Consider the following 24,713-nt stretch of genomic DNA (forward strand, 5'->3'; position numbering starts at 1 on the left):
AGCCGCGGGTGAGGTCGTCGACGACGGCCTGGACGCTGCGTTCGCTGCTCATCCGGCCGACGACCTGGCGGCCCGCCGGCAGGTCGTCGAGGCCTGGCTCGGCTCCTTCGCCGAGGCCACCGGCACCGAGGCCGGTCCCGGTGAGCTGGCCGAGGCGGTGGCCGCCGAACTCTGCCCCGGCCTGCCCCGCTACGACGGCGACGCCCCGCTGACCGCGACCGCCGAGGGCCTGCTGGGCACCCACCCGCGTCTGACCGGCGGCCGGCTCACCCTGCGCCTGGACGAGTTCCTCGCCCGCACCGCCCGGTTCGCGGCCGAGGAGGTGCCCGCGTTCCGCGCCTACCAGCGCCGTCGTACGGCCCTGGTCTCCGCCGAACGCGAGCGGCTCCGGCTGGACGACCACCGCCCGCGGGTGATGCCGGCGTTCGTCCGGGGCCGGCTCGTGGACGAGGTGTACCTGCCGCTGGTCGGCGCGAGCCTGGCCCGTCAGATCGGTACCACCGGCAAGGGCAGGCGGACCGACACCGGCGGCCTGCTCCTGCTGGTCTCCCCTCCGGGCTACGGCAAGACGACCCTCATGGAGTACGTCGCCGACCGGCTGGGCCTGATGCTGGTCAAGGTCAGCGGACCGGCGCTCGGCCACGCCGTGACCTCGCTGGACCCGGCCGACGCCCCGAACGCCACCGCCCGCCGCGAGATCGAGAAGATCAACTTCGCGCTGGCGGCCGGCAACAACACCCTGCTGTACCTGGACGACATCCAGCACACCTCACCGGAGCTGCTGCAGAAGTTCATCCCGCTGTGCGACACCACCCGGCGCGTGGACGGCGTGTGGGACGGCGAGCCGCGCACCTACGACCTGCGCGGCAAGCGCTTCGCGGTCTGCATGGCCGGCAACCCCTACACCGAGTCCGGCGAGCGCTTCCGCATCCCCGACATGCTCGCCAGCCGGGCCGACGTGTGGAACCTCGGTGACGTCCTCACCGGCAAGGAGGACGTCTTCGGCTTCAGCTTCGTGGAGAACGCGCTCACCGCCAACCAGGTGCTGGCGCCGCTCGCCGCCCGCGACCGCACCGACCTGGACCTGCTGGTCCGGCTGGCCACGGCCGACCCCACGGCCCACCCCGACCGGCTCACCCGGCCCCTGCCCCCCGCCGAACTCGACCGGGTCGTCGCCCTGTTGCGCCACCTCCTCGTCGTCCGCGACACGATCCTCACGGTCAACGCGGCCTACATCGCCTCCGCCGCCCAGTCGGAGGAGGCCCGCACCGAACCGCCGTTCCGGCTGCAGGGCTCGTACCGCGACATGAACAAGATCGTCCAGCGGCTGCGGCCGGTCATGAACGACACCGAGCGCGAGGCCGTCGTCCACGACCACTACACGGCCGAGGCCCAGACGCTCACCACGGGCGCCGAGGCCAACCTCCTGAAACTCGCCGAACTCCGCTCCACGCTCACCCCCGCACAGTCCGCCCGCTGGACCGAGCTGAAGACCGCGCACGTCCGCGCCCGCACCCTCGGCGGCCCCGCCGACGACCCGCTGACCCGCGCGGTGGCCGCCCTCGGCCTGCTCGCGGACCGGGTCGCGGCGGTGGAGTCGGCGATCACCCGGGCGCGCTCGGCCGGGGAGGAGCGGTGATGGTGTACTACCTGGCCCCCCTCGCGGCGGCCTTCGCGTTCGTCGCCCTGAACACGGCGGTACTGGTGCGCCGGGACAGACGGCTGACGGGCCGAGGCGCTTCGCCCGGGCGGGGCGAGCGGGCTCAGCAGCCGGCGTCCTGCCGGCCCTGGGGGACGAACTCCAGACGGGCGTGATCGTCGGCGGCCAGGGCCGTGTCGTAGTCCGCGCGGGTCACGCGGTACCAGACGTCGTCCTTCTCGCGGTCGCCGTCCACATCGTCCAGCCGCACGCACCACCGCTCCGGCCGGAGCACCTCCGTGTACGTCTCCGTCCCGCTGCGCACCCGCCGGCAGTCCCGTTCGTGCTCGGTGGTGTACCAGGTGCGCGTCGTGCGGTGGATGCCCGACCCGCTGCGCGAGGTGTGCCGGACCCGGCGCGTCCCGGTCGTGCACCTCCTGACCGTGCGCGGCCGGGTGGCCCTGGTGGTCCGCTCGGCCAGGTGCCGCGTCTCGTCCCGCAGCCCGGTGACCGTCTCGGGGGCCGGGGCGGGGGCCGGGGCGCCGCCGACGCTCGCGGAGGGCCGGTCCGGGGCGGAGTCGTCGCCGCGGCCGCCGGAGCATCCGCCGAGCCCGCCCACGATCACCGCCGTCAGCGCGGTCACGAGCAGTCGCCTGCCGAACATGTGTCTCCCCCCGGGTGCCGAACGGGCGCAGCGTAGCGGATCACCGTCGTGGCCGGTCAGAGATGGTCGGCCGGTCCCTGGAAATGCCGCACGACCTGTTCCGCGACCGCCCGTGCCGCCCGGGACGGACGGCGGCGGCGGTGGTGGGCCAGGTGGACGGAGACGGCCGGGAGGGCGGGGCCGGGTACGGCCGCCAGGCGGCCGGTGGTGAGGGACTCGGCCACGTTGGCGTGCGGCAGGACGGTCAGGCCCAGTCCCGCGGTGACGCAGGAACGGGTGGCCTCGATGCTGCCGAAGCGGGTGAGCCGGGGCCGGGCACCGTGGACCGCCTGCAGACGTTCGGCGAGCCGGTCGCTGTAGGAGCAGCCCTGCTCGTGGAGGAAGAAGGTCTCACGGGCCAGTTCCGGCCAGGTCGCGGGCCGTCGGCGGGCGGCGAGGGGATGGTCCGGGGCACACAGCAGGACCAGGGGCTGGCCGGCGATGCACTCGGCCGTGACGTCCGGGTGGTCGACGCGTTCCTCCAGCAGGAGCGCGAGGTCCAGCCGCCCCGCCCGCAGCCCCTCCACGGCGCCGGCGGTGCCGCACGGCTCCAGGTGGACGTCCACCTCCGGGTACGGGCCGCGCAGCGCGGCGATCACGCCGGGCAGATGCGCCGCGCACAGGGTCTCGCCCGCACCCACCACCACCGTCCCGGCCACCGGGCCATCCTCGCCGGCCGCCGCGAACAGCCGTGACTCGGCCTCCAGGACCTCCTCGGCCAGGGCGAGCAGCCGGTGCCCGGCCTCGGTGAGCAGCGCCCCCCGGGCCAGCCGGTCGAAGAGCCGGGTGCCCAGCGCCTTCTCCAGACTCCTGATCTGCACCGTGACCGTGGACTGCGCGAGCTGCAGCTCGGCGGCGGCCGCGGTGAAGCTTCCCGTCCGGGCGAGCGCGGTGAAGGTCTGCAGCAGCCGGGTGTCCATGACCGGATCCTAGCGAGCCATCGGAAATGCCGATCGCACGCATGAACAACTATCGTTGGTATTGATGGCGTTGGGGCGGGACGATGAGGGCATGGATCTCCCCATCACCACCGAAGTCCTGCGCTACGCCGCGTTCACCTCCGACCCCGAGGGCGGCAACCCGGCCGGTGTCGTCCTCGACGCCGCCCGCCTCGACGAGCAGCGGATGCTGGCCGTCGCCGCCGAGGTCGGCTACTCCGAGACCGCGTTCGTCACCTCCCGGGACGAGGACCGGCGCCGGTTCACGCTCCGCTACTTCAGCCCCCTCGCCGAGGTCGCCTTCTGCGGGCACGCCACCGTCGCCGCGGCCGTGGCGCTCGCCGAGCGCATCGGCCCCGGCGACCTGGTCTTCGACACGCCGGCCGGTGAGATCGGGGTGGCGACCGTCGCCGACGGCGGGGGCGCGGTGCGGGCGACGCTCACCAGCGTCCCCACCCGGTCCCGCCCGGCCCGGGACGCCGAGGTGGACGCCACGCTGGCTGCCCTCGGGTGGCGGCGGGCCGACCTCGACCCGGCGCTGCCGCCGCACGTCGCCTTCGCCGGCAACGACCACCTGGTCCTCGCCGCCGGCTCCCGCGCCCGGCTGGCCGACCTGGACTACGACTTCGAGGCCCTCGCCGCCGTGATGCGCGAACACGGCTGGACGACCGTGCACCTGGTCCGGCGGGAGAGCGACGACCGCTTCCACGCCCGCGACCCGTTCCCCGTCGGCGGTGTCGTCGAGGATCCCGCAACCGGGGCGGCGGCCGCCGCGTTCGGCGGGTACCTGCGGGCGCTCGGCCTGGTGACCGCACCGGGTGCGCTCACCATCCGGCAGGGCGAGGACATGGGGCGGCCGAGTGACCTGACCGTCGAGGTCGACCCGCACGACGCCCGGGTCCGGGTCAGCGGGCGGGCGGTGCCGATCGGGGAGTGAACCCGTTCAGGCCCCCGTACCGCGAAATCGGGGCGAACCGGACCCTAGCGTGGCCGGTGAGGCGTCGGACGCGACGGACGCCCGGGTCCGAGAGAAAGAGCGCCCATGATCGAGGCACGGCAACTGACCAAGCGGTACGGGGAGAAGACGGCCGTCGACGGGCTGGACTTCACCGTGAAGCCCGGCACCGTCACCGGCTTCCTGGGCCCCAACGGCGCGGGGAAGTCCACGACGATGCGCATGGTCGTCGGCCTCGACGCCCCGACCAGCGGCACCGTCACCGTGGGCGGCCGCCCCTACGCCCGCCACCGCGCGCCGCTCCAGGAGGTGGGCACGCTGTTGGAGGCGCGGTCCGTCCACCCGGGCCGTTCCGCCTATCACCACCTCAGGGCGCTCGCGCTGACCCACGGCATCCCGCGCCGCCGGGTGGACGAGGTCGTCGAGCTGGCCGGGCTCGGCAGCGTCGCGAAGAAGCGCGCCGGTGCCTTCTCGCTGGGCATGGGGCAGCGGCTCGGCATCGCCGCGGCGCTGCTCGGCGACCCGCAGACGGTGATGCTCGACGAGCCGGTCAACGGACTGGACCCCGAGGGCGTCCTGTGGATCCGCAACCTGCTCACCTCGCTCGCGGCCGAGGGCCGTACGGTGTTCGTCTCCTCCCACCTGATGAGCGAGGTGGCGCAGGTCGCGGACCACCTGATCATCGTCGGGCGTGGCCGGCTGCTGGCCGACACCACCGTGCGGGACCTGGTCCGCCAGGCGGGCGGCGACACGGTGAAGGTCACGACCGGCGACCCGGAACGGCTGCGGGACGTGCTGGCCGGGCCGGACGTCGACGTCACCGGCCGGGCCGGCTCCGAGGAGCTGCAGGTGACCGGCCTGACCGCCCGCGAGATCGGGCTGAGGGCGGCGGAACACCGCATCCCGCTGTTCGAACTGACCCCCCGGGCCGTCTCCCTGGAGCAGGCCTTCATGGAGCTGACCCGGGACGCCGTCGAATACCACGGCACCATGGCCCACGGCGCCGGTGCCGGCCTCGCCGGGACCGCCGGGAGGACGGCATGAGCACCCTCACCGCCGCCGCCGGGGCATCCCGCACCGCACCCCCCGCCCGCCCCGCCTACCGCGTGACCGTACGGCGGGTGCTGGCCTCCGAGTGGGCCAAGTTCTGGACGCTGCGCTCGACCTGGATCACCCTCGGCCTCGGCCTGCTCTTCCTCGTCGCCTTCGGACTGATCGCCGCGACCCGCTACCGGACCATGTACGGCACCCCCCGCATGAACCGGGACTTCGCCCGCGCCACGGCCGTGAGCCTGTCCCTCTTCGGCACCAACTTCGCCCAGCTCGCGCTCGGTGTGCTCGGCGTGCTGGCCACGGCGGGCGAGTACTCCACCGGCATGATCCGCTCCACGCTCGCGGCCGTACCGCGCCGACTGCCCGTGCTGTGGTCCAAGGCGGCCGTGCTCGGGCTGGTCGCGCTGGTCGTCGGCACCCTCGGCGCGTTCGTCGCCTTCCTGGCCGGCAGCGGCATCGTCGCGGGCACCCCCGCCGCACTGGACCTCTCCCACGCGGGCGTCGTCCGCAGCCTGCTGGGCGCCGGGCTCTACCTGGGCCTGGTCGGCGTGATCGGCACCGCCCTGGGCGCCCTGCTGCGCTCGGTGGCCGGCGGTATCTCGGTGCTGGTCGCCGGCCTGATGCTGGTCCCCGGGCTCGTCTCGCTGCTCCCCACCTCCTGGCAGGACGACATCAGCCCCTACCTGCCGAGCCACGCGGGCGCGTCCCTGTTCGCCCTGACCCGCGACGCCACCACGTTGTCGCCAGGGGCCGGGCTGCTGGTGTTCCTCGGCTGGACGGCACTCCTGCTGGCCGCGGCGGCACACCGGCTGGTGCGCAGCGACGCCTGACCGCTCCACGCCCCCGCCCGCGCTCAGGCGGCCGGGGGCGGGATGTTCTGGTTGGCGCGGAAGAAGTTGTCCGGGTCGTAGGCGCGCTTGACCTCGGCCAGCCGGTCGTAGTGGCCGCGGTACGTCCCCCGGACCCGGTCGGCGCTCTCCTGCTCGCCCAGGAAGTTGATGTAGGCGCCGCCCATGGAGTGCGGGTGCAGGTCGGACCAGTAGTCGACGCACCACTGGCGGACCATGCCGGCGTTGCCCGGGTCGGGGTCGATGCCGGCGACGACACCGGACCACACCGCGTCCCGGTAGGCCCAGGCCGTGTCCCCGGCACCGGTCCGGCGGGTCGCCCCGTCCACCGGGTACAGGTGCATCGTCGACAGGGCGGTGGGGAGGTTCTGGCCGTACTTCTCGTGCACCGCGACGGCGTCGTCGGACACGCGGTCGAAGAAGTCGCCGCGCCAGTACCACTGCAGCCCCTTGGGGAGCAGCTGGTCGAACATGGTCTGCAGGGCCGGGTAGGGCATCGGGGTGGAGAAGTGGAAGGCGGGCGGCCCGGGCGCGTTCACCACGGTCAGCGTCTTCTCCAGGCGGTCGTCCGCCAGGTCCCCGGTGTAGCACCACACCACACCGCACATCTTCCGGCCGTGGATCGGCTCGGGGAACGGCGGCCCGGGCGGGACCGTCAGCAGCGCGAAGAAGCCGTAGAGCTCCTCCGGCGCGGCCGGCAGGAACTCCCGGTACCACTGGAGCACCTCGCGGGTACGGTCGACGGGCCAGAGGGTGACCGCGACGCCGACCGCGTCCACCGGGTGCAGCCGGAACGTGAACGACGTGACGACGCCGAAGTTGCCGCCGCCGCCCCGCAGCGCCCAGAACAGGTCCGGGTGGTCGTCCTCGGACGCGGTGACGAAGGTGCCGTCGGCGAGGACGACGTCGGCGGACAGCAGGTTGTCGATGCTCAGCCCGAACGCGCGGGTCAGGTACCCGTGCCCGCCACCGAGGGTGAGGCCTCCGACCCCGGTGGTCGACATGATCCCGGCCGGTGTGGCCAGGCCGAACGCGTGTGCCGCGTGGTCGAGGTCGCCCAGCTGGGCTCCGCCGCCCACCCGGGCGGTCCTGGCCTCCGGGTCGACGTGCGCCCAGCGCATCGGGGACAGATCGAGCGTCAGCCCGTCGTCGGCCAGGCACAGCCCCGGCCCGCTGTGTCCGCCGCCGCGCACCGCCACAGCCGTCCCGGTGTCCCGGGCGAAGGAGAGCACGGCGCGTACGTCCGCCACGTCGACACAGCCGGCGATCGCGGCCGGCCGCCGGTCGATCATGGCGTTGTAGATGCTGCGGGCCTCGTCGTAACCGGTGTCTCCCGGGGCGACGACAGGCCCCCGCAGTGCCTCGCGCAGACTTTCGAGAGCCGGTCCGTCGACACCGCCCATGATGAACACCTCCGCTTCACGCGCGCGATACGCGGACGGAGGTGAGCGCGAGACGTCCGGGCGGGCTGCGGGGGCGTGCTGTGCGGATCCGTTCGCGCAGGTGATGAGGAGCAGCGGAGCGCGGCGCCCCACCTGCACTCATTCTCCGCCCGGCCACCCCCGCCCGCATGTTCCGCCGGCCCAGGCGCGTCGTCGCCCTGCGACCTCGTCTTCACCCGATGCTGTGGGGGTGCGTCCCTCCTCCGGGACGCGGCTCACCGCATGGCGCGCGCCCAGGGGGTATCCGACGGAGGGTGGTGCCGTCCCGTACGGGCGATGCCGTAGCCCAGGAGGTGGTCACAGTGCACACGCCGGCGAAGGCCGGAGCCGACGCCGTGGCCGGAGGCCTCGGTGAACACCCCGGCGAGCCGTCCGACACGGTCGCCGCGCTGCGGGAGGAGATCGGTCAGCTCCAGCGGGCGATCGCCTCGCACGCCGTCATCGACCAGGCGATCGGCGTGGTCATCGCCCTCGAAGGGCTGCGCCCCGAGCAGGGCTGCGCGGTCCTCAAGCAGGTGTCGCAGCGGACCAACGTCAAGCTGCGGACGATCGCAGAGCAGATCGTGGCGGCGGTGCGGGGCGGCCGGCTGCCCGACGAGACCCGCCAGGCCCTGGGCGCCGCGCTGTCCGGGACCAAGCCGGCCCGGACACCTAGGTCCTTTCCTTCGGATAGGTCCTTTCCTTCGGATCAGGCCTGCTCCGGCTGACGGGGCCTTCCGGGCGACCCGAGCGGGGGCAGACGCGCGTGCCGGGCCCCGCGACCCCGGAAAGATCCGCTGGAGAGGGCCCAGGCCCGGTACCGAGGGGCGTCACCGGGCCGGGGCGTCAGGGGCGTCCTCGTCCACGGGGGCCGTGACGTCCGCCAGGTCCAGGGTGCGCGTGGTGAGCGCGAGCGCGGTGTCGCTCGGGCGGACCCGGTGCCGCAGGGCGTACGCCCGGAGCATGCGGCTCGCCTCGGCGATGGAGACGCCCGCGTACTGCGCGACCATGCCCTTGGCGGTCTCCAGCATCACCTTGGCGGCGAGGGCGCTCTGGACGCGGGTGACGACCTCCTCCTCCCCGGTCGGCTCCCTCGACCAGTGCAGCAGGGCGAGCGTGGCCACGTCCGCCATCGCCTGGGCCACCTGCTCGTCGGCGTCCGAGAGGTCTCCCGCCTCGCGCCGGAAGACGTTCAGCGCGCCGAGCACCCGCTCGTGCAGCCGCAGCGGCACCGTGTGCAGCGAGCGGTAGCCGAACTCCAGGGCGGTCGGCGTGAACTCGGGCCAGCGCCTCTCACTGGCGAGGTCGGTGACATGCACCGGCTCACCGCTGCGGTAGCACTCCACGCACGGGCCGTGCCGCGCTGCAGCTGCAGCAGTTCGAGGAAGGCGGCCTCCTCCTCGGTGGCGGCCATCGTCCGCAGGTCGCCGCGGGCGTTGGCCATCAGCACGGCCGCCGCGTCCACGTCCAAGAAGCTCACGGCATCGGTGACCAGGCGCTGGAACAGCGTCAGCGGGTCGAAATCGTCGGAGAGCGTGTCGAACAAGCCCACGAACGCCCTGGCCCTTTGCTGTTCGCGGCTCATCTGTCCTCCACGGCGGTGCCGTCGATGCTCTGCACGTCTCACTCTTGTCCGGTGATGTCCGACGTCCGGTTGACGATGTCGCGGGCCACCTCGCTCGCGGTCCTGCCCTCGGCGAAGGCACGCGCACGCAGCCGGGCCAGGGCCTCGTCGGGTCCCACGCCCCACCGCACCATCATCATTCCCGCTGCCTGGTGGACCTCCTCGCGGTCCGATTCCGCTCCCCGAAGCCACGCTACGACTTCTTCGGTGTCCTGTGCGTTCCCGTTCAGGGCGACGAGGGCCGCGGTGACCGCGTCGGCGGTGACCAGAGCGACCCGGATGTCCTCGGCCGACAGGGGACCGGCCTCCCCGCGGTACATGTCCAGCGTGCCGAGAGGGCTGGCCGGGCCGCCGAGGGGGACGCAGTAGACGGCCCGCGCGCCCGCCCGCACGGCCAGCGCGGCGAACATCGGCCACCGGCGTGCCGCACCGCTGTCCCGCAGATCGGAGGCGAAGACGGGCGCCCGGAACTCTCCCGCCTGCAGACAGGGGCCCTCACCCAGCGTGTACTGGAGCTCGGCGAGCTGAGCGGCGACGTCGTCGGTCGCGCACAGCAGCGCCTCCTGACCGGCTCCCGGGCCCCGCACGGACAGGGACACACCCGTGATCGGCAGCAACCGCAGACACGCACGGCACAGGGTGAGGGGAGCGTCCTCGGGCGAGACCTCGCGCAGGGCCTCCGCGAGCACGGAGACCACCCGACGCTGCTCCTTCGCCGACATGTCCAGGTCACCGTCGGATGGGCTGTCGTCCTCCGTCACGATGTTCTCCACTGAGCGTGGTCGGACTGGCTCACCTCACATGCTAGCTCCGGCCCCCCGCCCGGCCGCTCACCGACGCCACCTCGGACCGGGGAGGGGGCGGGGCGCACGTCACTTCGGCACGTACGGCGCGCAGCGACGCCGCGGCCCGCGCACGGACCGCGTCAGCCCCGCGAAGGTCCCGCCACGTCCTCCAGTTCGGCCGCGAAGAGCTCGGCGGGCTCGAACCCCATCCCGGTGAAGTGCCCGGCGAGTTCCAGGGACAGGGTGCCGTGGAGCCGGGTCCAGAAGGTCAGGGCCCGGCGGAGGGCCGCGGGCGGGGCGGGGTGGCCGGCCGCCCAGTCCCGGTGGCCTTCGAGGTGCGTCTCGAACGGTGTCGCCGGGCCGTCCGAGGGCGGCAGTGCGGCGAAGGCGTCCAGGAGGACCGCCATGATCTCGGACGCGATCGCGGTGATGTCCTCGGGCGCGTGGTAGCCGGGGACGGGCGTGCCGTAGACGAGGAAGTAGCGCTGCGGGTCCGCCAGGGCCCATCCCCGCAGGGCGTGCGCCAGCGCGGGTACGCCGCCGCCGGTCTCCGAGGCCGCGCGGAAGGTGTCGGCGAGGCTGCGGTACGCGTCCCTGACGAGCTCGGTGATCAGCTCGTCCCGGCTGCCGAAGTACCGGTACAGCGCGGGCCCGCTCATGCCCATCCGCTTGGCGATCGCGTTGAGGGACAGCGCGGACGCCCCCGCCGCGGCGATCTGCTCCCACGCGCGTTCCTTGATCTCCGTGCGCACCTGGGCGCGGTAGCGCTCCCGCGGGGTCTTCGCTTCCTGACTCACCATGGTTAGAGGTTATCACTGAAGTTATTGACACTTCCGCGCGCGGCGAGTTACAACTTCTAACGAACGCGAAAACACGTAACAAGAAAAGCGGCAAGCGGAGCGGTGGAGGTCACCATGAACGCCGAAGGACTCGTCGAGGTCGTCCTGCCGGGCAAGGTCGAGCCGGAGGGGCTGCAGATCCGGCACGGGGCGGTCCCGACCGCCGGCCGCGGGCAGGTCGTGATCCGGATGGAGGCCACCGGCGTCTCCTTCGCCGAGCAGCAGATGCGGCGCGGTCGTTACTACGACCAGCCGGCGTTCCCGTTCGTGCCCGGCTACGACCTGGTCGGCACGGTGCTGACCACCGGCGAGGGCGTCGACCCGGCCCTGGCCGGCACCCGGGTCGCCGCACTGCTCAAGGTGGGCGGCTGGGCCAGCCACGTGCTCGTCGACGCGGCGGACGTGGTGCCGGTGCCCGACGGGATCGGTGCCGCGGAGGCGGAGACCCTCCTCGTCAACGGCATCACCGCCTGGCAGATGCTGCACCGCAAGGCCCGGGTCCGCGCGGGGCACACCGTCGTGGTGCACGGCGCCAACGGCGGCGTCGGCTCGGTCCTGGTCCAGCTCGCCCAGGCCGCGGGAGCCCGGGTGATCGGCACGGCGTCCGCGCGCCACCACGACGCCCTGCGCGAGCGGGGAGTCGTCCCCGTCGACTATCGCGGCGACGACGTCGCCGCGCGCATCCGCGCACTCGCCCCCCACGGGGTCGACGCCGTCTTCGACCACGTCGGCGGCCGCGGCATCGTCGACTCCTGGCGCCTCCTCGCCCCCGGCGGCACGCTCGTCTCGTACGGCAGCGCCTCCACCCGTGACGCCGAGGGGTCCAAGCAGTGGCCCGTCCTCAAGCTGCTCTTCCGGGTGTGGCTGTGGAACGCGCTGCCCAACCGCCGCCACGCCTGCTTCTTCAACGTCTGGGCCGGCCGGGCGCTGGCCAGGAACCGCTTCCGCGCCCGGCTCCGGGCCGACCTCGCCCAGGTCTTCGCCGCGCTCCAGCGCGGGGAGGTCGCCGCCCAGATCGCCGCCCAGCTGCCGCTCGCCCGCGTGGCGGACGCCCTGCGGCTGGCCGAGTCCGGCACGGTCGCCGGAAAGGTCGTCCTGAACCCGTAAGCGCGAAGGCGGCGGCACGTGGTCCCAGGGGCTCGCCCGGCGCCCGGGCCTGCTGCATTGGCATCACCGCTGTCACCGGGACGGGGGACTGCGCCGCCGACCGCCGCGCCGGGCCTGCCAGATAAGTGTGACTATCAGCCCAAGGTGACCCGGAGGCTACGGGTGGTCACCACAGTCGGCAGGAGGACCCATCGATGAACCCGGCTCTGAGGCGCCTGCTCGGCGCCACCGCGGCGGTGGCCACGGGCGCCACGACCTTGCTCGGCATGGGCGCCGGTACCGCCGGCGCCGAACCCGCCGGCGCCCACTGCGCCCGCGCCGAGCGGCCCATATGGAGTGACGGCCCCAGCCGCAACGTGACCGGCCACCGCTGCAGCATGCCGGCCACCAAGCGCCGCTGGTACACCGTCGAGATCGACACCCTCGTGCAGCCGCACTACAAGTCGGCGTACCTCAACGGCGACGTCGACCGGACCGAGACCGTGCGCAACGCGACCATCAGATGCCTCGGCTACACCGCCGACAACGCCACGGTGAACTGGTTCGGCTGCGTACCCGACTGACCAGGTCGGCGGGCGGCGGTGGCGGTGGCCGGATGTACTAGTCCGTTCGGGTGGGCCCGGCCGTTGTTACTCACTTTCGGGTGAGGGCATGGCCCGAGCCGGGCGGGCCGGGCCGAGGCCCTGTGCCGCACAGGTCCGTGCTGATGCGGCGGCCGCGCCTGAAAAAAGGTCAATCGAGGAGTTCGGGAAATATATGGACGATGCAGCTGTCTGTCACCGGAATATGTTGAAACGGTAATGACCGACACATCCTCCCCACATACCGGTCACACGGCTTGCAGAGTGTGAGTGCGCGGCCAGTCGGCCGCCATCCGCACCACGCACCACTGCCGGCCTGCGACGCTTCGGCGTCGCCGGCGCCGGCAAGGTGCTCTGGACCTCTGTAGGGAGATCCTCGTGACTGTTTCCGCTTCCGTGCGCCGCATGACCGCCGTCGCCGCCGTGGCGGCCGCCGCCGTGGGTGCCGTCGCACTGCCGGCCGTCGCCGCCGACCACCACCCGGCACCCCGTTCGCACCACTACGACTCGGTGCGCATCAGCGAGGTGCAGACCCGGTCGGACTGGGACCGCTCGGACCGGGACCGCTCGGACCGGGACCGCTCGGACCGGGACCGCTCGGACCGGGGCCACTGGGGCCGGGACCACTCCGACCGGGCGCTGGACAGGGAGTGGGTGGCCCTCACCAACAACTCCCGTGAGGCAGTCAACCTCGACGGCTGGACCCTCTCCGACAGGGACGGCCACACCTACACCTTCCACCACTACCGCCTCGCCGGACGGTCGTCCGTCCGCGTCCACACGGGCTTCGGCCGCGACACCCGCACCGACCTCTTCCAGGACCGCCGCAAGTCCGTGTGGGACAGGGTCGACACGGCGAGCCTGCGCAACGACCACGGCCGTCTCGTCGACACCGCCTCCTGGGGCCGGCGCTCCCACCGCTGACCCGTCGTCACCGGCGCGTCTCGGCGGTGCCGGGCGGAGTGCCGCTGCAACGGGCGGGTGACACACCGCCCGGCGGCCTCCGCCCGGTCGCGCCGGTCCACGGAATCAGACACCCACCCCCAGGCCTGTGGCCTGGGGGTTTCTCGCGCAGCGGGCGACGGGGCCGCCGCACGGCCACCTCACCCCGAGCGTGACCGACGGCCGGGCTTGACCCTCTCCCTGCGTCAGGCCCGAGGCTGTAGGCCGACGAAGGGGCAGGTGGATGAGCTATTCCGTGGGACAGGTGTCGGCCTTCGCCGGTGTGACAGTGCGTACGTTGCACCACTACGACAAGGCGGGGCTGCTCTCGCCCAGCGACCGCAGCGACGCCGGCTACCGGCTCTACGGCGACGCCGACCCGGTCCGGCTCCAGCAGATCCTCTTCTACCGCGAGCTCGGTTTCTCCCTCGACGAGATCGCCTCGATGCTCAAGGCCCCCTTCCCGACCGCCCTGGACCATCTGCGCGCACGGCAACGGCAGTTGACTCCCCAGGAACGCTTCGAGGTCTTCGGCGAGATCACCTTCGACCTGAGTTACGCCACCGAGGCGGAGCTGAAGTGGGCCCGGTCGGACGGACAGCGCGAGGCGATGGCACGCGCCGCCGCCCACACCATGGAGGACTGGCGGCAGCTCATGGGCGAGGCGGCCGCCTGGCGTGCGGAGCTGCGCGCGGCCTTCGACGAGGGGGAGCCGAGCGACGGCGAGCGCGCCATGGACCTCGCCGAGGAGCACCGCCTGCACGTCTCGCGATGGTTCACCTCCTGCCCACCTGACATGCACCGGCGCATCGCGGACGACTTCGTCGCCGACCCGCGGGCCTTCGCCCTGGTCGTACCGCCGTCGCAGCAGCGCCCGGGCCTGGCCGCCTATACGTGCAGGGCGGTCCACGCCAACGCGGCCCGCCACACGACCGGCCGTACGGACTCCGAGGAACACCGATGAGGATCCTGATCGCCGCGGCCGGATCGCGCGGCGACGTCGCGCCGTACACGGGCCTCGGCGCGGAACTGCGCCGGGCCGGATACGACGTCGTCCTCGCCACCACGGAAACCTTCACCCGAATGGCCTAACATGACGTGTCGCCCACATGGATGAACATCAAGCTGAGTGGTGTCCCAACCGAGGCAATCCGTGAAAGGCGAACCACATGCGCATTCGACGAATCCTCGCCGCCGTCATCGCCACGGCAGCCCTCGCCGGGGTCGGCCTCGCAGGCGCAGCCACCGCCACCGCCACAACCGCCACCGCCACAACCGCCGCCCCCGCCAGCCTCACCCCGGGTGAGTGCGAACAGGGCGGCGGAACGGTCGATCGGTCGAACTTGTCCTCGGCCCACCTCCCGACCTGCAAGGGCGGCAAGTTCAACGGGCAGGAAGTCGACTAAACCCCACTAGGCGCCCCGCAGCCACGCGCTGCGGGGCGCTCCCACGCGAGCGTAGCCGGGAGAGCCGACGGCAGCCGGCGACCGCATGGGTGGTGAATGGGACGGGTGAATCGCACACGCGTAATCGCGGAGGCTGCTGCGGCTCGTGACCAGTCTCAACACCCGGAGACTCGGGGCCGCGACCGGATCGGGGGATCGGTCGCGGCCCCGCGCTGTTGTGCCTGCCCGCTGCTTCGCGACAGTCCGGAGGGCACTTGTTGTGCTGACCTGTGGCGGCAGCCTCGACGGTTGGGGTACGACTACTTGGCTGTCGAAGCACTTTCACTCGGGCAGAGCGGGGGGCACTGGCTGACTTGGCGACGTGGGTGGGGGCGGCCGGCGGGGCAGTGGGTGCGCTTGGTGGTCCAGCTGGCATATGGGCCGCGTATCAGCAACGACCGAGATCCGGCGGGGCGAATGGCGGGACCCGGAGGCCGGTGCAGTGGGCTTCGGGCCTACCCCGACAAGTGGGTGGAGGAACGGGAGCTGGCCTCGCTCACCAGGGACCTGTACCGCTACCTCCCCGACAAGCATCTGACCGCGTTCGTCGACGCCGACTTGGTCGAGATCACGGCACCGCGTGTGCGGGAATGGCGGGCCGAGCGGTTGCGGCTGATCGGGGCCAAGACCATCACGGCCAAGGCCTACCGCCTGCTCAAGGCCATCATGGAGACGGCAGCGGACGATGAGCTGATCGCCCGAAACCCGTGCCGGCTCAAGGGCGCTGGGAAGGAGAAGGCCGCCGAACGGCGCATCGCCACCGTCGCCCAGGTCGACGCGCTCGCGAACGCTGTGGGGATGCGGTGGCGACTCACGGTCTACCTCGGTGCCTACGGTCCGATGCGGCCGGAAGAACTGGCCGGGCTCCGCCGCCAGGACGTCGACCTCGACGACGGGATGATCTTCGTGGGGGAGAAAGGAGCCGCCTTCCGCCGTAGCACCTTCGGGCGGAGGTGGCGCAAAGCACGGGAGGTCGTCGGCATGCCCGAGGGCTTCCGGTTCTACGATCTGCGGCACACCGGGCACACGCTCTCCACCCGGTCCGGCGCCACGCCACCGTTCGAAAGGCTCGGGCGGAGGCTGCCAAGAAGGAGGCTGACACGCCTTCTGGCACGAATCTGGCACGCGGTGAGTGATCACCGTACACAGCAAAAAGGCCCGGGTCTGCGACCTGGGCCTTCTCCATGGAGCGGGTGACGAGAATCGAACTCGCGCTCTCAGCTTGGGAAGCGACGGCGCTTGGACGGCCACATGGCTGCTGACCTGTGTGGATTCGTTGTGACGGCACCGTTGCGCGGACCTGATCGCACCGCTGCTGACCGTGGCTGTCCGTTCTTACGGGCACGGTTTGGGCACGGTCCATGGCCCCCGTTGTTCGGTAGTGACCTCACGCTCCTGGGGAGGGGCGTCGGGTGCAGGTTTGTCGACGTCCACGCGGACGGCGTTGCGTGTGCGACCCATTGGAACCGGAAGATCTGCACTTTCAGGAAGGTGCCCTGGTGGACGGCTTCGACGTCTCAGGCGCCAGGGCATCGGCGCGGAAAGACCACCGTCGTGAGCCACAGGCGCGGCGCGCGTACTCAGGGGTGAGGGCGACGGTGACCTGCTGGGTCTGCCCGAATCCTGCGGCCGCAGCCCAGGACCGTCCGGCCTGCCGGCGAGTTCGGCAACGTAGCGGACTGGAGCGGGAACGCGGCGGTCACGGCTTGGGCGGTCGGCAGCGGGTGAGCCGGGGCTCAACGACTGGGTCTCGAGCTCGGAATCACCGCTCGACGCTGGAGGCTCCGTAAGGGGCCGGCCGGCTCCCGATGGGCCTCAGGAATGGGCCTCGACCCCCGATGGGCCTCAGGAATGAGACACAGGCACCTCAGTCCCCCTGACCGGGGGCATACGACTCTTCCTCTCCCCCCTCCATGAACCGGCTACCTCGGGTCTATAGCGCGCGGTGGGGTTTGTGACGGGCGACGCGCAAGCGGGCCTCGGCGGGCATGGCCGGGGAGCCGGTGGACTGGCGGGCCGTGCGCAGCGGGCCTTGGCAGAGGGCATTGAGGGCGGCGCCGGGTGTTCCCTGAGGGGTGAGGGTGAGGGCGATGTGGGTGCGAGAGTGGGCAGACCGGCCTGTGATGCGGACCTTCGCCTGCTGGACGCCGGGCAGGGCGCCGGCTTCGGTGGCGATCGCGTCGCTGAGTGCGCGGTCGCGGAGTTCGATGCTTTCCTGCGGGGGCGTGCCGCCGACGGGCATCCCTCCGGGGTGACGTCGGCGCAGTTGGGCCAGCAGCCACCACAAGGCGAGCAGGGTGATCAGGGTGAGGCCGGCGATGACTGCGGGCCACCACCACCAGCCCTGGCTGCTCCAGCGGGCCCGGTCCGCGGAGCTGAGCAGCACGTCGTGCGGGGTGGTCAGGGGCCAGCCGACGGGTGGCGCCAGATCTTGTCGCCGGTAAAGGTCCAGCCCGGCGGCGACGATCAGCAGGCCGCCGCCGAGCAGTACCAGTCCGCTGAGGCCCAGCAGAGTGCGGTTGAGTACGGATCGCGGCGTCATGGTGTGGGCTCCGTGCTGGGTGTCGGACAGGCGGTGCGTTGCCGCACACGTACAACGATTCGTGGGGGACGGGAGAGGGCGAGCCTGCCGCGTTCTTCGCTGAGGACGGCGGCGAGGTCGTCCTTCACCTGCTGCGGATCACGGAAGCGGACGTCCGCGCGGGCTTTGATGCGGCGGCGGCGCACCCGGATGCGTGCTCTGCTCACGCCTGAGACCCGCATGGCGGCGTCGCGGAGCAGGGCGGCGGCGCCGTCGCGGTCCAGTGAGGCCCGCAACTGGGGCGGGGGACAGTCGGCAGGTGAGCGCAGCGGCAGTCGGCGGCGTAGTCCCGGGGTGAGTGCCAGGGCGATCAGCCAAATGCCGACGGCAGCGGCCACGGCGGCTCCGGTGAGCATCCACACATCGCCCACCGGACGGGTGGCGAGTTCGTCGACCAGGTGCTTTCGCCAAACTGCTGCCTGGCGTCCCGCTCGTACGGCGACGACATCGATCAGTGCTGCGCCTGCCGTCGCGAGAATCGCAAAGGCGACCAGCGCGGCCGGAAGACGGCGCGCGGACCACGGGCGGTGGGGGCTTGGCCGGCTCCCTCTCCGGCGGCACCGTGTCACGGTGCATGGACTGTTCGGGGTCTGGGGTGGGAGGGCTCGGGTCCGGTGTCATTCCGGTCCTCCTTCATGTGCGGCATGCTGGGCGACCGAGCGCGACGGCTCACCGGACCCGTCCCCGGTTCGCGTCGGCGGCGGTCACCAGCCGACGGATGGTGAGGGCGACTTCTGCCACGTGCAGGCCGGTCAGCTGAGCCACCCGCTCGGCGACGTCGTGCTGAATCCGCTCGCAGACGTGGGGGATGTCGGTGGGATAGGGCAAGTCCAGGGCCAGGTGCACGCGCACCGATCCGGTATGGGTGGCGGCGGAGGCGCTGGGCGCTGCCGATCCGCTCCGGTCAGGTGGTAGGGCGGCACGCCGGGACTGAGCCGTACGTGCGGCCTGAGCTGCTATACGGGCGACCACCTTGTCGGGAATGACGGTGGCGCCTCGCTCGGCCGGGGGCGGCAGGCCGACGGCCCGCGCCGGTGGGCCGGGCCCGGCGTCGGGAGGGTCGGCGGAGCCGGGTCGGGCACTCACCGCTGCCTCCGTGCACGGAGGTCGAGGTCGCCCTGCAGGACGAGGCCGACGACCAGACCCGCCGCACCCAGGACGAGAACGAGCAGGAATGCCCAGAAGCCGCCGAAGTAACCGGCGAAGCCCAGGGCCATCCCGGCCGCGAGGCCCATAGTCGCTGTGTTCATCACTCACTCACCCATCTCGTGAACGCCATCCAGGTGACCACCGTTCGCGCCAGGACGCGGCGGCGGATCATGGTGGGTCACCTCACGCGGCCCTCCTCCGGCTCCTCCCCCTCGTCGGGGAGATGGACGTCGTCGACGGCGATGTTCACCTCGACGACCTCCAGTCCGGTCATCCGCTCTACGGCGCTGATCACGTTGGTGCGTACGTCGCCGGCGACATCGACGATCGAGACGCCGTACTCGACGACGACGTCCAGGTCCACGGCGGCCTGGCTCTCCCCCACCTCCACCTTCACGCCTCGCGTGACGCCGCCGCCGGCGCCGGGGACACGTTCCCGCACGGCGCCGATGGCGCGGGCCATCCCCGCCCCGAGGTTGTAGATGCCCGGTACCTCGCGGGTGGCCATGCCCGCGATCTTGGCCACAACGCTGTCTGCGATGGTGGTCTTCCCCCTTGTCTCTGCCGGAGCCCCGGCGCCGGTACGGCCCTTCAGCGCGGTCTCGTTTCCAGCGGGCCGGGTGTCTCCGCCGGCACTGGTGCGGATGTCCGTCATGGCGGTCGCCTCGATCGGTCGGTCGGGCACCGTTGTGATGCCCGTCGGACGTTGGACATATCGGGCGGCTGACTTCTCACGCGAATTCAGTGTGATGTGCATCACATTTATGGAGGCGGGTACGCGTTCATCTTGAGCCGTGAGCAGGAGCGGCATGAGCGAACGGACCGTTGCTTCACCACTGGGACGCGACCTGCCGGATGGGCTGCTTGCCGTGCGGGCCGCCGAGGGAGACGAGGACTCCTTCGCCGTTCTCGTCCAGCGGCACAGCCGTCCCCTCCTCGCCCTGGCCTGTTGCCTGCTCGGCAACGCCCAGGATGCCGAGGAGGCCGTTCAGGACGCCTTCGTCAGCGCCTGGCGGCGACTGCCCGAATACCGCCACGGCGCGGAGTTCCGCACGTGGATGTACCGGATCACGGTCAACCGTTGCCTGAACACACGCCGCCGCCGACTGCCACCCCTCCCACTGGACGCCGTCGCCGAACCCGCAACGGGCGACGAGCGGAGCTCGCCCGCCCGAGCCGCCGAACATGACGCAGCCAGGGCTGCCTTGGCCTGCGCGCTCGGTGAGCTGGACGCCGCACAGCGTGTCTGCTGGATCCTGCGGGAACTGCAGGGCCTGTCCTACAAGGAGATCGCCCACGTGACCCGTACCAGTGAGCAGACGGTGCGCGGCAGACTGTTCAGGGCACGCCGGTCCCTGAAGGAGGCGATGGCCCCATGGCGCTAGACGACCCACACGCTCAGCCTCCCGGACCGCCCGGAAACGCTGGGCCCCCCGACGACCCGGCCATCGATGCGGCGGCCCCGCTCGCGGGTGACGAGGTACTGACCTGCGGTCGCCTGCTCAGCCACGTCTGGGAACAGGCACAGGACGCCATGCCGGCTGCGGATCCGCACACCATGTCATGTCCGCAGTGCCGCGAGGCCGTCGAGGGACTGGCCACGCTGAACGCGGCGACGCGGGCGCTGCGTGCCAAGGACCCTCCCGGTCTGCAGGCGCTCGCCGACCGCGTCATGAGCATCGTGAGGGCCGAGGTCCGGCTCGGACGGTTGCTGCCACTGGCCGACACGGAGTTGGATCTGCGGATCGCCGAGAGCGCCGCAGCGAAGGCGCTGCGGCAGGCTGCGGATACGGTCCCCGGTGCGAGAGCCGCAACCTGTCGGCTCGTCGTTGCAGGTGAGGGCAGCGGCGTGCAGGTGACCATGACCCTGGCCGTCGACCTCGACCGTCCGCTGCCCGACACGGTCGATCGGGTACGCCGATCGATCATCCACGCCGCCGGACAGGCCCTGGGGTTGGCCGTGACGACGGTCGACATCGTCGTGGTCGACGTACTGGAGCCGTTCGTGCCCCTCGGCCCCGTGGGATCCGGGCACAGCACAGGCGGTGGTCCGTGATGGCGGCCACGGGCACGCCCCCTCCCCTCGGCGTCGCGGCCGAGGCCGCCCTCGCGGTTCCCGGCGTGGCCGGACTGCAACCCCGCCTCGCTCACCGCCTCACGGCAGCCGCCTTGCCTACGTGGCCAGGGACAACAGCCGCACGCACCCCGCCCGAGGCAGGCGTTCGCGCCGACCGGGCGCCGGACGGCTCGGGATGGCACATCGAGGTGCGCTGCATCCTGACCGAAGGACACAGAGCGTTGGACACCGCCCGGAACGTCCACGACCGGGTACGGGCCGCTGTCATCTCTCACCTCGCCGCACACGGCGCCCCTGAAGGGGTCACCGTCACCGTCGCGGTCACCCGTATCGCCGCCCGGCACCACACAGCATGAGCCCCACACCCGACGGCCCGGCGACGAGGCCCGACATATGACAGGCATTCTTCAGGTCCCGGAGCCGTCGGCGCCGGGGCGCTCGCGCGAGTGGCGTGCGTCGTACGGTGAGGTGGTAAGGCCACTTCCTGTCGCGGACGTACTTGCCCCTGCGGACGGGCGGGCACCATGGCCGACTCCGACACCCCCGACACCCCCCAGGCTCCTGCCGGACGCCATCCACCAGCCGGTGAGACCGGGGACGGCCCCGCTGCGGCCCGGCGACGACGCATGTACGCGAGGGAATCCTGGACGGTGCATGGTGGCCGAGGTCCCGGCATTGATGCCGAGCTTCACTGCCCGCCGCCGACGCGTTCCACCGCTGCAGGGTTACCGGGCTGAAAGGGCGAACTCCCCGACTGCGCAGGCGACTTCGACCCAACCAAAAAATGGTCTAGACAGCAAAGAACCCCAGGCCACCGACCTGGGGTTTCACATGGAGCGGGTGACGAGAATCGAACTCGCGCTCTCAGCTTGGGAAGCGATGGCGCTTGGATGGCGACACGGCTTCTGACCTGCGGGTATGTCGCCCGGGGTGCAGTTTCGAGGGCAGGTTTCGCACCGCTGTTTACCGTGGTTGTCCGGTCTTATGGGCACGCTATGGGCACGCCTCCGCGTGGGGACGCCATGCGGGGGCGGGACTGCTCCACTGCGGTTCTGCACCGGTGGATGCGGGATGTTCCCGACACATCGGCTTGCAGAAGCACACCTCCCCCACGGGCAACCGCCGGTCAGCGTAGTGACGTCGCTCGGGCGACCTGGTCGGGGCGCCGTGGGCTGAGTGCCGGATCCGTCGGACGAGGTCAGCTCTGTGTCTCCCCAAGGGCTGTGCGCAGCCAGTCCAGAGACTCGGTCGCAAGCACCGCGTCGGCGAGCTCATTGGCGGACTTCGTGGTGAGTCGGCTGCGGCTGTTGTCGATCCAGCGCTGCGCGTTCTCGTAGCCCTGGGCCTTGTACTCGATGCCCTGGATCATGCATTCCAGCTTGTCGGCGTCCCGGGCGCAGAGGGCCTCCGGGGACTCCTTCGCCTCGTACTCCGCGACCAGCTCGCGTACCGCGGTGGCGAGGACCTCGGGCATGCCCGCGACCTGGTCCTCGGTGACCGCTCGGGGGTCTGCCTGCGGGGCGTACTTCCTGCCCAGGTAGTTCACGTCCCCGGTACGGGTTTCCTGCGAGTCGTGCCATACCGCGAGGAACGCGGCCTGCGCGGGGTCGGCGCCTTCCAGTTTCGCGATGATCGTCGCGAGGAGAGCGGTGCGCCATGAGTGCTCTGCGACCGACTCGGGTTCGCGTACTCCGGCCATCCACCAGCCGGTGCGCTTGGTCTGCTTCAGCGTGCCCGCCTCGTACAGGAAGCGCGCCACCGCGGACAGGTCTTCAGCCACCGTCGGACTCCTCTCACGCCTCGGCGAGGCGGATCGCGTACCGGATGCTCTCCAGCTCCCGGCGCCCGCGCGCCGACAGCTCCCGGCTATCCAACATCACGGGCAGCCTGTCGCGCAGGGCGCGTCCTGCTGCTCCGGATCGCAGCAGGTTGGGCCGTACCTGGAGCAGAGACCAGACGGAGTGGATATTGAGGTCGACGTAGCCGTGCTGCGGCGCGAGGCCGTGCGCGAGATGGGCGAGGAGTCTGTCGCCGGGCCACGGTCCAGGGGTGCGGGCGGCGATGAAGTCGTCGCTCAGCTCCAGGTGGGCCGTCTCGCCGATCCAGTAGGCCCAGTAGTTCAGGTTCGCGGCCTCGCCGGCGTCGTCGTCGACGAGGGCGGCATCGATGAAGTGACTCATGCGGTCCCGGTCCCCTTGCCGGGCCGAGACCGCGGCAACAGACCGGGAGTTGAGCCAGCCCGTAAGCCAGCCGCCAGGGCGTTCTTTCGCCTGCTGGTTAGCGAGCCATGCGGAGGCGTCGTCCTGGTCGTCGTACCCGGAGAGGTAGAGGGCCTGGCGGCGGAGCAGGAACTGGTCTTCGCTCCGGGCTTGTTCCGCGGTGCGCCGCATCTGTGTGAAGAACCGCGCGCGGTCTGCGGCCGACAGCTCCGGCCCGGCCGGCGCGGGGCCTCGGCGCTTGCGGGGTGGGGCGGGCAGGTCGCGGACGGGCTGGGGCGGCACGTGGTTGAGGGGCCATGCGAGGACCTCGACGAGGTCGCGCTGCATCACCCAGGCCCCGAGCGGGCTTGCCGCGACGTCGGCCTGGTCGTCGAGGGCGCTCGCGAGGAGGACGTCCGCCTCAAGGGCGCGGTCGAGGGCTTGCAGGAGCGCCGGGGCGGTGCCCATGTGCATCAGCCGATGACGGTGTACGAGCATCTGCCCGATCGGTACAGCGGTCAGCGGGCGGCGGCCCGATTCCCAGCCCGCGATCGTGTCCGCAGACACGCGCAGCTGCTCGGCTATGTCCTCCTGGGTGCGTCCCTGCTGCTCTCGGATGACCCGGAAGACGTAGCCGGAGATGACGCCCGTGCGCGGGCGCCCGCCTGATCCCTGACTGCCGGTCAGGGTTTGTCGCGAACTCGACTGCATGAACAGCCCCATTCCCGTGTGTCCGCAGCAAACCACCCGTACTTGCGGTCACTTCTAGCTGTGATCACGGCTCTCTACCGTCGTATGCACCACCGAACGAGCCTAGTAGGGAGGCTGTCACTGTGGGTTTCGTTGCGGATGCTCCCGAGCCAATCCTCCTCAGGCGACAACGCCCCGACGGCCGGTGGTTGGGCTACCCCGAACGTGAGCACCTCCAAGGGACGCGACGATGACCATGACGGCTGCAACGGTGGGACCACAGCGCTACCAGGAGCGGTATGCGGCGAGGCCGGAGTCCGTCACTCAGGCGCGTCGGGACATAGCGCTGGTGCTTGAGACCTGGGGCCTGCCTCAGCTGGTGGACGTCGCCGCGCAGGTCGTCACCGAGTTGGTGGCCAACGCGGTGGAGCACACTGACGCCGCCACGGTCGGCGCCTCGATCACCCGGGTGGGCAAGGAGTCCGCCCGGATCGTCGTGACGGACACGTCCCGCACCAGACCCACCCCGGGCACGCCGTCACCGAACGACGAGCACGGCCGCGGGTTGCTCCTTGTCGAAGCTCTTGCCTACGCCTGGGGCAGCGAGCTGGTACGCGGCGGGAAACGCATCTGGGCAGAGCTGCGGGTGCCGGCCGCATGCTGATCGCGCTTGTCTCCTTACGGCTCCTGCCCGCAGAGGAGTTGGTCGGCGACCCGCGCCCGGACGCGTGCGTGGAACTGGCCTTCAACCCCACCTGTATGTCTGACGAGGCCGACGCGGTGGTCGTCCCGGAGCCGGTCCGGATCACTCCAGCCGACCTTGTGCGGCTGCGCGTCGAGTCGGGCTTGGTCCTCAACGAGATCCGCTCCGAGGTGCAGCGTGCCGAGAGCGCGTGGCGGCAGCACCTCAGCCACTGGTACCGCGACGGTCGGCTGGCGGCCGGGACTCGCGCACCGGACATCAGCCTTCTTCAGCGAGTCCTGGACGGACTGCGGAACCCCGTCCGGCTTTGACGCAGACCCGGCGCCTCTTCTTCCCGGCGCCCATGAGACCCCGCACCAGCAGGACTGCCTTCCGCGCTGCCGTGCGGGTGAGCAAGGCACACGAAGGACAGGAACTCCCAACAGAGAGGAAGAC

At 71.8% G+C, this 24,713-nt stretch carries 28 protein-coding genes and 2 pseudogenes; 17 read left to right on the forward strand and 13 right to left on the reverse strand.

Annotated elements, in window-relative coordinates:
* Window positions 1-1,639, forward strand: a 1,639-nt coding sequence (locus AB0N17_RS08835) for an AAA family ATPase (protein WP_366010454.1), incomplete at its 5' end; no start/stop codon positions are given.
* Window positions 1,640-1,763: 124 nt separating this feature from the next.
* Here AB0N17_RS08835 and AB0N17_RS08840 read toward each other — a convergent pair.
* Both AB0N17_RS08840 and AB0N17_RS08845 read right to left on the reverse strand, forming a co-directional pair.
* Window positions 1,764-2,303, reverse strand: a complete 540-nt coding sequence (locus AB0N17_RS08840; protein WP_366010455.1) for a hypothetical protein — start codon at window positions 2,301-2,303, stop codon at window positions 1,764-1,766.
* Window positions 2,304-2,359: 56 nt separating this feature from the next.
* On the reverse strand, window positions 2,360-3,262 hold the full coding sequence (locus AB0N17_RS08845) for a LysR family transcriptional regulator (protein ID WP_366010456.1): 903 nt from the start codon (window positions 3,260-3,262) through the stop codon (window positions 2,360-2,362).
* Window positions 3,263-3,353: 91 nt separating this feature from the next.
* Here AB0N17_RS08845 and AB0N17_RS08850 point away from each other — a divergent pair, with 91 nt between their 5' ends.
* The 3 genes from AB0N17_RS08850 to AB0N17_RS08860 all read left to right on the forward strand — a co-directional run bounded on the left by AB0N17_RS08850 (window position 3,354) and on the right by AB0N17_RS08860 (window position 6,118).
* The gene (locus AB0N17_RS08850) at window positions 3,354-4,217 is read left to right on the forward strand and encodes a PhzF family phenazine biosynthesis isomerase (RefSeq protein ID WP_366010458.1); all 864 of its coding nucleotides are present in this window, start codon (window positions 3,354-3,356) and stop codon (window positions 4,215-4,217) included.
* 105 nt (window positions 4,218-4,322) lie between these two features.
* A complete protein-coding gene (locus AB0N17_RS08855) occupies window positions 4,323-5,279 on the forward strand; it encodes an ATP-binding cassette domain-containing protein (protein ID WP_366010460.1) in 957 nt (318 codons plus the stop codon).
* A complete protein-coding gene (locus AB0N17_RS08860) occupies window positions 5,276-6,118 on the forward strand; it encodes an ABC transporter permease (RefSeq protein WP_366010461.1) in 843 nt (280 codons plus the stop codon). Before AB0N17_RS08855 ends, AB0N17_RS08860 begins: the two co-directional genes overlap by 4 nt.
* A 23-nt stretch (window positions 6,119-6,141) precedes the next feature.
* Here the strand turns inward: AB0N17_RS08860 and AB0N17_RS08865 are convergent, their stop codons facing one another.
* The gene (locus AB0N17_RS08865; protein WP_366010462.1) at window positions 6,142-7,539 is read right to left on the reverse strand and encodes an FAD-binding oxidoreductase; all 1,398 of its coding nucleotides are present in this window, start codon (window positions 7,537-7,539) and stop codon (window positions 6,142-6,144) included.
* 341 nt (window positions 7,540-7,880) lie between these two features.
* Here AB0N17_RS08865 and AB0N17_RS08870 point away from each other — a divergent pair, with 341 nt between their 5' ends.
* Window positions 7,881-8,285 (forward strand): ANTAR domain-containing protein, encoded by a 405-nt coding sequence (locus tag AB0N17_RS08870; protein ID WP_366010463.1) that lies wholly within the window; start codon window positions 7,881-7,883, stop codon window positions 8,283-8,285.
* A 102-nt stretch (window positions 8,286-8,387) separates the two neighbouring features.
* On the opposite strand, the gene AB0N17_RS08875 is transcribed toward AB0N17_RS08870, so the two are convergent.
* The 3 genes from AB0N17_RS08875 to AB0N17_RS08885 form a co-directional block, all read right to left on the reverse strand.
* Window positions 8,388-9,269, reverse strand: a complete 882-nt coding sequence (locus AB0N17_RS08875) for a GAF and ANTAR domain-containing protein (protein WP_366010464.1) — start codon at window positions 9,267-9,269, stop codon at window positions 8,388-8,390.
* Window positions 9,181-9,942 (reverse strand): GAF and ANTAR domain-containing protein, encoded by a 762-nt coding sequence (locus AB0N17_RS08880; protein WP_366010465.1) that lies wholly within the window; start codon window positions 9,940-9,942, stop codon window positions 9,181-9,183. Before AB0N17_RS08880 ends, AB0N17_RS08875 begins: the two co-directional genes overlap by 89 nt.
* 164 nt (window positions 9,943-10,106) lie before the next feature.
* Window positions 10,107-10,766, reverse strand: coding sequence for a TetR/AcrR family transcriptional regulator (locus AB0N17_RS08885; protein WP_366010466.1), 660 nt, complete (start codon window positions 10,764-10,766; stop codon window positions 10,107-10,109).
* A gap of 114 nt (window positions 10,767-10,880) precedes the next feature.
* Between AB0N17_RS08885 and AB0N17_RS08890 the strand changes: the two genes are divergently transcribed.
* The 7 genes and pseudogenes from AB0N17_RS08890 to AB0N17_RS08920 form a co-directional block, all read left to right on the forward strand.
* Complete coding sequence (locus AB0N17_RS08890) at window positions 10,881-11,912, forward strand: medium chain dehydrogenase/reductase family protein (protein ID WP_366010467.1); 1,032 nt, start codon at window positions 10,881-10,883, stop codon at window positions 11,910-11,912.
* Window positions 11,913-12,106: 194 nt separating this feature from the next.
* Complete coding sequence (locus AB0N17_RS08895) at window positions 12,107-12,475, forward strand: hypothetical protein (protein ID WP_366010468.1); 369 nt, start codon at window positions 12,107-12,109, stop codon at window positions 12,473-12,475.
* Window positions 12,476-12,898: 423 nt separating this feature from the next.
* Window positions 12,899-13,417 (forward strand): lamin tail domain-containing protein, encoded by a 519-nt coding sequence (locus tag AB0N17_RS08900; protein ID WP_366010505.1) that lies wholly within the window; start codon window positions 12,899-12,901, stop codon window positions 13,415-13,417.
* A 262-nt stretch (window positions 13,418-13,679) separates the two neighbouring features.
* Window positions 13,680-14,399: a MerR family transcriptional regulator gene (locus tag AB0N17_RS08905; protein WP_366010469.1), complete on the forward strand. Its 720-nt coding sequence runs from the start codon at window positions 13,680-13,682 to the stop codon at window positions 14,397-14,399.
* Window positions 14,396-14,512: pseudogene (locus AB0N17_RS08910) on the forward strand (glycosyltransferase); the annotation flags it as partial. The gene AB0N17_RS08905 and the pseudogene AB0N17_RS08910, both read left to right, overlap by 4 nt.
* A gap of 92 nt (window positions 14,513-14,604) precedes the next feature.
* A complete protein-coding gene (locus AB0N17_RS08915; RefSeq protein ID WP_366010470.1) occupies window positions 14,605-14,841 on the forward strand; it encodes a hypothetical protein in 237 nt (78 codons plus the stop codon).
* 439 nt (window positions 14,842-15,280) lie between these two features.
* A pseudogene (locus AB0N17_RS08920) lies at window positions 15,281-15,933 on the forward strand (site-specific integrase); the annotation flags it as partial.
* A gap of 880 nt (window positions 15,934-16,813) precedes the next feature.
* Here the strand turns inward: AB0N17_RS08920 and AB0N17_RS08925 are convergent.
* The 5 genes from AB0N17_RS08925 to AB0N17_RS08945 all read right to left on the reverse strand — a co-directional run bounded on the left by AB0N17_RS08925 (window position 16,814) and on the right by AB0N17_RS08945 (window position 19,265).
* On the reverse strand, window positions 16,814-17,422 hold the full coding sequence (locus tag AB0N17_RS08925) for an alkaline shock response membrane anchor protein AmaP (protein ID WP_366010471.1): 609 nt from the start codon (window positions 17,420-17,422) through the stop codon (window positions 16,814-16,816).
* Window positions 17,419-17,817, reverse strand: coding sequence for a DUF6286 domain-containing protein (locus tag AB0N17_RS08930; protein ID WP_366010472.1), 399 nt, complete (start codon window positions 17,815-17,817; stop codon window positions 17,419-17,421). The genes AB0N17_RS08925 and AB0N17_RS08930 overlap by 4 nt, the downstream gene beginning before the upstream one ends.
* Before the next feature lie 313 nt (window positions 17,818-18,130).
* Complete coding sequence (locus AB0N17_RS08935) at window positions 18,131-18,547, reverse strand: Asp23/Gls24 family envelope stress response protein (protein ID WP_366010473.1); 417 nt, start codon at window positions 18,545-18,547, stop codon at window positions 18,131-18,133.
* Window positions 18,544-18,711, reverse strand: coding sequence for a hypothetical protein (locus AB0N17_RS08940; RefSeq protein WP_366010474.1), 168 nt, complete (start codon window positions 18,709-18,711; stop codon window positions 18,544-18,546). Before AB0N17_RS08940 ends, AB0N17_RS08935 begins: the two co-directional genes overlap by 4 nt.
* Before the next feature lie 77 nt (window positions 18,712-18,788).
* Window positions 18,789-19,265, reverse strand: coding sequence for an Asp23/Gls24 family envelope stress response protein (locus AB0N17_RS08945; RefSeq protein WP_366010506.1), 477 nt, complete (start codon window positions 19,263-19,265; stop codon window positions 18,789-18,791).
* A 154-nt stretch (window positions 19,266-19,419) separates the two neighbouring features.
* Between AB0N17_RS08945 and AB0N17_RS08950 the strand changes: the two genes are divergently transcribed.
* The 3 genes from AB0N17_RS08950 to AB0N17_RS08960 all read left to right on the forward strand — a co-directional run bounded on the left by AB0N17_RS08950 (window position 19,420) and on the right by AB0N17_RS08960 (window position 21,043).
* Window positions 19,420-19,995, forward strand: a complete 576-nt coding sequence (locus AB0N17_RS08950; protein WP_366010475.1) for an RNA polymerase sigma factor — start codon at window positions 19,420-19,422, stop codon at window positions 19,993-19,995.
* Window positions 19,986-20,666: a hypothetical protein gene (locus AB0N17_RS08955; protein ID WP_366010476.1), complete on the forward strand. Its 681-nt coding sequence runs from the start codon at window positions 19,986-19,988 to the stop codon at window positions 20,664-20,666. The genes AB0N17_RS08950 and AB0N17_RS08955 overlap by 10 nt, the downstream gene beginning before the upstream one ends.
* 242 nt (window positions 20,667-20,908) lie before the next feature.
* On the forward strand, window positions 20,909-21,043 hold the full coding sequence (locus AB0N17_RS08960; RefSeq protein WP_366010477.1) for a hypothetical protein: 135 nt from the start codon (window positions 20,909-20,911) through the stop codon (window positions 21,041-21,043).
* An 842-nt stretch (window positions 21,044-21,885) separates the two neighbouring features.
* On the opposite strand, the gene AB0N17_RS08965 is transcribed toward AB0N17_RS08960, so the two are convergent.
* The gene (locus tag AB0N17_RS08965) at window positions 21,886-22,467 is read right to left on the reverse strand and encodes an HD domain-containing protein (RefSeq protein ID WP_366010478.1); all 582 of its coding nucleotides are present in this window, start codon (window positions 22,465-22,467) and stop codon (window positions 21,886-21,888) included.
* Between the two features lie 13 nt (window positions 22,468-22,480).
* Complete coding sequence (locus tag AB0N17_RS08970; RefSeq protein ID WP_366010479.1) at window positions 22,481-23,608, reverse strand: helix-turn-helix transcriptional regulator; 1,128 nt, start codon at window positions 23,606-23,608, stop codon at window positions 22,481-22,483.
* 217 nt (window positions 23,609-23,825) lie between these two features.
* Between AB0N17_RS08970 and AB0N17_RS08975 the strand changes: the two genes are divergently transcribed.
* Both AB0N17_RS08975 and AB0N17_RS08980 read left to right on the forward strand, forming a co-directional pair.
* Window positions 23,826-24,239, forward strand: a complete 414-nt coding sequence (locus tag AB0N17_RS08975) for an ATP-binding protein (protein ID WP_366010480.1) — start codon at window positions 23,826-23,828, stop codon at window positions 24,237-24,239.
* Entirely contained in the window at window positions 24,233-24,589 is a 357-nt protein-coding gene (locus tag AB0N17_RS08980; protein WP_366010481.1) for a hypothetical protein, read from the forward strand. Before AB0N17_RS08975 ends, AB0N17_RS08980 begins: the two co-directional genes overlap by 7 nt.
* Window positions 24,590-24,713: the final 124 nt, after the last annotated feature.

The sequence above is a fragment of the Streptomyces sp. NPDC051133 genome, assembly GCF_040682635.1.
Taxonomy (GTDB): Bacteria; Actinomycetota; Actinomycetes; order Streptomycetales; family Streptomycetaceae; genus Streptomyces.